At 51.3% G+C, this 4,011-nt stretch carries 3 protein-coding genes; 1 reads left to right on the forward strand and 2 read right to left on the reverse strand.

Annotation, left to right across the window (positions count from 1 at the left end; all coding sequences use genetic code 11):
• Positions 1–3,331: two-partner secretion domain-containing protein (locus QUA88_RS28790; protein WP_333275147.1), on the reverse strand; the 3,331-nt coding region annotated here is incomplete at its 3' end.
• Positions 3,332–3,407: 76 nt separating this feature from the next.
• Positions 3,408–3,584, reverse strand: coding sequence for a hypothetical protein (locus QUA88_RS28795; protein ID WP_333056475.1), 177 nt, complete (start codon positions 3,582–3,584; stop codon positions 3,408–3,410).
• Between the two features lie 152 nt (positions 3,585–3,736).
• Here QUA88_RS28795 and QUA88_RS28800 point away from each other — a divergent pair, with 152 nt between their 5' ends.
• Positions 3,737–3,931 (forward strand): hypothetical protein, encoded by a 195-nt coding sequence (locus tag QUA88_RS28800; RefSeq protein ID WP_190661768.1) that lies wholly within the window; start codon positions 3,737–3,739, stop codon positions 3,929–3,931.
• Positions 3,932–4,011 lie beyond the last annotated feature (80 nt).

Here is a 4,011-nt window from a genome sequence, read left to right on the forward strand (position 1 = left end):
CGGGAATGGGTGCGGGAATGGGTGCGGGAATGGGTGCGGGAATGGGTGCGGGAATGGGTGCGGGAATGGGTGCGGGAATGGGTGCGGGAGTAGAGGGCGGGCCCGGTGTAATTAGGGAAATCTGATTTGGTAAACTTCCTTGGGTGTAAGTTTGTCCAACAGAAAAAGTGGGCAAAATGGCATTTCCCGCGCCAGCATTAATGCTTCCCAGGGTTCCATTGTCGATCGCGCCACCAACTATAAATGGTCGATCGATAGCGCCTCCGTGGCGAATTGCGATCCTGCCCGCCCCCGCACCTCCGGCAGTAGAAATACTCGAAGAATTGCCCGATATATCGTTGAAAACATTGTTCGAGCGAAACAAACCGAGGGTTGTCACATCAACACTGCCACCAGTGCCACCAGTACCACCTTGAGCATTGATAAAGCCCAACTGAATGTTATCAGTCGCGTTCAGGGAAACGCCCCCGCCGTTGCCGTTTGAAGTGCTGCTGGAGTTGAGATCGAGAGCCGAAATGCCCGATGAAGAGGTGACATCGATATTTCCGCCGATCGCCCCCGAAGCGTTCAAAGCTCCCGCAGTTAAAGGGCCGGCAGTGGTTTGGAGAGCGATCGCGCCTCCTGTGCCCGCCGATGACGAGTCGATCGCACCCGCAGCAACAGTATTCCCCTCAACCCGAATCCTCCCACCGTTCGAGGTAATATTACCAGTCCGAACCTCGCCGCTTCCTTGCAGGTTCACGCTGCCACCATCCGTCCTTAAATTACCCTCTAGGAAGACGTTTTCTGCCTTGATATCGGCTCCCAAAGCGGCCGTGCTGTCCCCCCCGAAGCTAGCGGAATCTCGCGCGTTAACGCTCAAAATACGCGCTGCAATTGTGGAAGCAGCAGTCACACTAGCAGCATCGGCCGAGAGCAGGCCCAACCTCTGAGTTTGACCGACTCTGCCGTCAAAAGTAATGTTGCCACCAGCGCGCAGGGTCAAATTATTAGCCCGGCCCGGCCTGCTGTCGAGGGTATTGGCAAAAGTGATATTGCCGGTAGTGGTGGCTAGGGCGGCGGTGCGATCGACTGTGACGTTACTATTGAAAGTCATGTCGCCAGATGTCGCAATATTGCCCGATACCTCGGTACTGCGGGCGTTGACAGTTAAACTCGCCAGCGGTGCAGCTTGACCGACTGTAGCGCCGAACAGCACTCGCCCAGCGTCTAGTCTTAGGGCGTGAGATCCGTCTAGGCTACCGGAGAACAGAATGTTGCCGCTAACTTCCGCGCTCAAAGCCACGTCAGCATTGAGGGATGCGTTTCCTGTAAAAGTGAGATCGCCACCGGATGTGGCAATGTTGGCGTTGAGATTAGTTTGGGGCGCGTTGAGAGTCAAGCTAGCGCTGCCGCTTGTGTTCAGGGGATTGTCGATCGCGATCGATCGGCCTTGAAGTGTCAGCGGGCTGTTGAAGGTAATGGGTGCGACGATCGCGATCGACGTGCTGCTACCGTTTTCGCGCCCGATCGCGATCGAGCCGAAATCCCCCGCCAAAGCGCCGAGATCCGTTGCCGTCAAGTCCAAAAGGCCCAAAACATCGCCGGTGCCACCGATCCGAATTGCTCGGCTATCGTTGGGCTGCAAGCGAATTGTTCCCCCCGCACTGCTGACGGAATTGCTGCCGCCTCTGAAGTCAATGCCGTTACCAGTGATAGCGATATTGCCGCCGTTAGCATTGAGTCCGCCCAGAGAGATGCTGCTGGCGAAAATGTTGATGTTGCCGCCTTGAGTCTCGATTAAATCGTTGGGGTCATTGACAACAAACACTCCGCCCGCTCTAAATGTTACGGTGTCTCCGGTTCTCGCTTGCAGGGAAAGTTTGTTATCGGGCAAGTCTTGGACGGTGATGTAGCCGGGGGTATCTAGAACCACGTTGCTGCCGGCCGCCATCTGTTCCAACTGCACTTCTGAGATCGATGTTTCGTTGGGTTCTGGTGCCGATTCCAGTTCCCCGCCAGTCGATCGCGCGCTGCTGGATCCGTTACCGCTGACGATGGTAATATTTGCCGGATCGAGCAACAAATTGCCGATCGCACCGTTAGTCGCGCGGGTATCGACCTCTCCTTGGAAAGTTAAAGCATTTTTGCCGGAAACTTCTACTGTTCCGCCGTTACCTGCGGTAGTGCCGCCGCGAGCACTAATATTGCCCAAGAAGCGAGTTGTATTGTCTGACCAAATTACCGCAGTGCCGCCATTGCCGCGGTCGATCGCGTTTGCTGCGATCGTAGAATCAGGACTAACATAAGTTACCTGGGCGTTGGGCACTGGTTCCATCCCTTGGAAACCGCCTCCGACGCGCACAGTACCTCCACCGTCAGTCCCGGAAGCATTGATATTTGCGCCGAAGAGTCCGACTTTTTCCCCTAAAATATTGACTGTGCCCCCAGCATTCCCAGAAGGGCCAAATACATTTACAGAACCGGAGACGATCGCACTTCCGGCAACTGCGGGCACTGTTTGGCCCCCAGTCAATACCAATTGACCTTGTTCGTTAGTGGTTAAACCTGTGGCTGACGCTACGCCGGGCCCCGTTAGCAACTGAGGCAAAGAAACCGGGGCGATCGCCGATTTTTCTGACTGCAAAGACGGAGTAATTTCTAAACTCAATAAATTGCCGCTTTGACTGATACGGACTGCATTTTGTCCCGGAACAGCAGCCACAGTAACTTGACCGTTGGGAGCGGATAATTGTCCTGTATTAATAACGGTGCCACCGAGCAAAGTTAAACTTTCCCCGTTGCCAACTGCCAAGTTTCCGGCATTGACAATTGCACCAATTTGTGAATTATTAAAATTAAATTGATTAGGATTTCCCAGTAAAGCTTTGTAATCATTAATTCCCGCCGAATGGAACCAGCCGTCACCGAAACCAATACCTGTAGCAGTTGTCGCGAAAAAAGACCCCGGCACGTTCAATCTAGCATTTTGACCGAAGACAATTCCCGCCGGATTCATTAAGAATAAATTCGAGTTGCCGCCGCTGACAGAAATCAGACCGTTAATGACGGAAACATTGTCGCCGGAAATCCGCCCTAAAATATTTTGAATATTTGGATTAGTTAGAAAATTAGCAATTTGACCTTCGCTGAGATTAAATTGACTGAAGCTGTGAAACAGATTTGTCCCGTTTCCTGACAATTGTCCGCCACTAATGTCGGTGCGGTTTTGCTCGGACTGAACAACAGTATTTGTGCCGTCATTTGCAGGAACGACAGGTTGCGATCGCACTGCTAGAGGTAGCAGCCAAAAACCTAATGTCAAAATTAGAGCCGAAGGAAAATAGGTCATTGGAGGAAGCCATTAGTCATTAGTCATTATTCCTTAGTCATTAGTCATTAGTCATTAGCCGGAAGGAAGAGGGATTTCAGACAAGCCAATTCTCCATTACCAATTTTAATCTCTTCTCGTTTTGATTTTTTTTGAGCTGTAATGTTCCGCTAAAGTGCCCATAAACTTCAAAAAGTCGATCGCACACCGCCACCACCGGGGTCGATCGCACTCCAAAACCACCCGTTGCCCGAATGTCGGAAATTTCAGGCAAATTTTGTATTGTTCTGTAACAAGTGTATTGACAAAAGCCCCCCAGAGTCATAAGATTGGAGCACTGATTGGGTGGGAAAGTAAAAACCCACACCATAACTGGCTCCTCTAATAAAGTTAAAAACAAAATATTGATGCTTTTAGAGACCAACCATGCAAACTCCAGCTTTCCCATTTCTAACTGAACAAATAGTAGAGCGGATATTTTCGTCCGGCGAACTGACTCGCGATGACAGACAGCGGATTCAGTCAATGCTCTTAAATGAGTCGATCGGCGAAAATGAATTGAGCTTAATTGAAAAAGTCATGGAAGGCGTAGTCAAGGGAATCCTTGACGTGATGAATTAGTTGATAAGGAATGAGAATTAAATAACTTCCACTCTTGAAAGTGGGATGGGCGTCCCGCCCGTCATGAGTGGACGGGCGGG

This window comes from Microcoleus sp. D3_18_C2, from assembly GCF_036702395.1.
Taxonomy (GTDB): Bacteria; Cyanobacteriota; Cyanobacteriia; order Cyanobacteriales; family Microcoleaceae; genus Microcoleus.

What these genes read in the sequence shown, in the direction of transcription:
- QUA88_RS28800 (WP_190661768.1), top strand. Translation starts at nt 3,737, where the DNA reads ATGCAAACTCCAGCTTTCCCATTTCTAACTGAACAAATAGTAGAGCGG.